Here is a 2,105-nt window from a genome sequence, read left to right on the forward strand (position 1 = left end):
GCATGATCGTGAGCCATCGGTAACCAAAATTTAAGCTGCGAAAATCAGTCTATTGCTTCGCTGGCTAGAGAGCCGCGAGTCAGATATGCATTGCCCGTCGAGGTCATTCACGGCCGTCGGCGTAACGCAAGGGGCATGACATGGCGAAGCAGTCGTCTAAGGCGCCGGCATCCAAGACACCGGCAAAGAAAGCACCTGTGAAAGCAGCAACGGCGAAGGTCGCGGCAGCAGTGAAGAAAGCTGCACCCGCGGCCAAGCCGAAGGCAGCACCGGCAAAGGCAAAAGCAGCACCGGCCAAGAAGCCGGCAGCAGCCAAGGCCGTGGCCAAACCGGCAGTGAAAAAGGCAGCGCCGGCGAAGGCCGCGGCAAAGCCGGCCGCCAAGGCAGCACCGGCCAAGAAGCCGGCAGCCAAGCCGGCGGCGAAACCGGCAGCCAAGAAGGCAGCGCCCGCGAAGGCCGCGGCCAAGCCCGCCGCCAAGGCAGCACCGGCCAAGAAAGCGGCAGCGGCAGCGACAAAGCCCGCCGTGAAGAAAGCCGCGGCCCCCAAGGCCAAGGCAGCGCCGGCAAAGGCGAAGGCGCCGGCCAAGAAGTAGACCAGGTCTAGTTGGAGCGCTGTGTGTCCTGCTGGATGCGCGGAGAACGCTTTGACACTTGCGATCGACGCATGATCATTCCGGAAACCGCAACTGGTTTTCGGGCCGTGCGCAAGACGGTCGGCGAAGGGGGCCAGGGCAGCAAAGCGAGGCGCCGGACAGGCTGCCTCGCTTGCTCGCGCGGTTTGGTCTTCTTTCACACCTGGCCATGAAACGAATGCCCCGCCGCGAAGCCGGGGTTGCGGAGGATCAAAAGCAGATCGGATGTTCCGCTCTGCTGTAGTCTTCTTGCTCGATGTGGATCGCGTATCCGTCTGTAGCCAGGTCACGATGGTCATGGCAGGAAACCATCACCGGTTTTCTGGCAGTCGGTTTTTTGTTGCCTGGCCATTGCCGGGCAGCCGCTCCCGGTCAAAAGTGCCGGCCGGCAAACAGGAACCCGATCATGTCCAGACTGCTCTACGCTTCCACTTCTCCCTACAGCTCCAAGGTGCGTATGGCCGCGGCCTATGCCGGCATCGCCATCGATGCGGTGCCGGTCAAGACCGAGGACAAACCGGCGGTGCTGATCGAGGCCAACCCGCTCGGCAAGATTCCGGTGTTGGTGCTCGACGACGGACGCTCGATCCATGACAGCCGCGCCATTACCCAGCACCTCAACCGTGTTTCGAAGAACGCACTGTTTCCGCGCAACCCCGACAAGCGTCTCGAGGCGGAGGTGCTGGAGGCGTTGGCAGATGGCATTTGCGACTGCGCGCTGTCGATGGTCTATGAACGACGCACGCGGCCTGAAGAGATGGTCTATCAGCCCTGGCTCGACCGGCAGTGGGCGAAGATCACGGCAGCACTCGATATGCTCAACGCCAACCCGCCAAAGCTGCCGAAGAAGATCACCGCCGGGCAGATCGCGTTGCGCGCCTGCCTTGGCTATCTCGCCCTGCGCTTTGCCGGAAAGTGGGAAAAGGGCCGCGCCCGGCTGACGCGCTGGGCAGCGCGCTTCGATGAGAAATTTCCCGAGCTGAAAGGCTCCATCCCCGGGTGATCGATTGATTGCCCAAGGGTGATCGATTGATCACTGGGGATCGCCAAAGTGACCCATTGGACACAAAAAAAGCCGGGCGCGAGGCCCGGCTTTTTCGTGTCGTGGCTTGAACGACTTAGAACTTCATACCGACGCCGAAAGTGACGCGGTTGTCGGTGGCCTTGACGTTGCCGATGCCACCACCGAAGTCCTTGCTGCCGAAGTCGGTGTAGCGATACTCGACGCGGCCGAAGACATTGTCGGTCAGCTTGATGTCGGTGCCAAGACCGGCGGTCCAGCCGAGCATGGTAGCGCTATCGCTGGTGCCAAGGACATTATCTTCCACCTTCAGGTTTCTGCCGGCGAGACCGCCGGTGCCGTAGAGCAGGATTTCCGGGGTCACGGCATAGCCAAGACGGGCACGCAGCGAGCCTTCGAAGCCGGCCTTGGAGTCGATGCCGTTATCGTCGCCCTTGACGCCATTGTAGCCG

General features: G+C 62.0%; 3 protein-coding genes. 1 reads left to right on the forward strand and 2 read right to left on the reverse strand.

Translation table 11 applies throughout. The features are described from left to right. Positions 1–103: 103 nt before the first annotated feature. Positions 104–931, reverse strand: coding sequence for a hypothetical protein (locus tag ACXJ7R_RS30875; RefSeq protein ID WP_457155114.1), 828 nt, complete (start codon positions 929–931; stop codon positions 104–106). A gap of 107 nt (positions 932–1,038) precedes the next feature. On the opposite strand from ACXJ7R_RS30875, the gene ACXJ7R_RS30880 reads away from it, so the two are divergent. Continuing rightward, positions 1,039–1,635 carry a glutathione S-transferase family protein gene (locus ACXJ7R_RS30880; RefSeq protein WP_457155115.1) on the forward strand — a complete coding sequence of 199 codons (597 nt, stop codon included), beginning with the start codon at positions 1,039–1,041 and terminating at the stop codon, positions 1,633–1,635. A gap of 115 nt (positions 1,636–1,750) precedes the next feature. On the opposite strand, the gene ACXJ7R_RS30885 is transcribed toward ACXJ7R_RS30880, so the two are convergent. Then, positions 1,751–2,105: outer membrane protein (locus tag ACXJ7R_RS30885; RefSeq protein WP_457155116.1), on the reverse strand; the 355-nt coding region annotated here is incomplete at its 5' end.

The organism is Mesorhizobium sp. P5_C1, from assembly GCF_054049815.1.

Coding starts and splice junctions, on each gene's coding strand:
- ACXJ7R_RS30875 (WP_457155114.1), bottom strand. CDS start 931: ATGACCATCGTGACCTGGCTACAGACGGATACGCGATCCACATCGAGC.
- ACXJ7R_RS30880 (WP_457155115.1), top strand. CDS start 1,039: ATGTCCAGACTGCTCTACGCTTCCACTTCTCCCTACAGCTCCAAGGTG.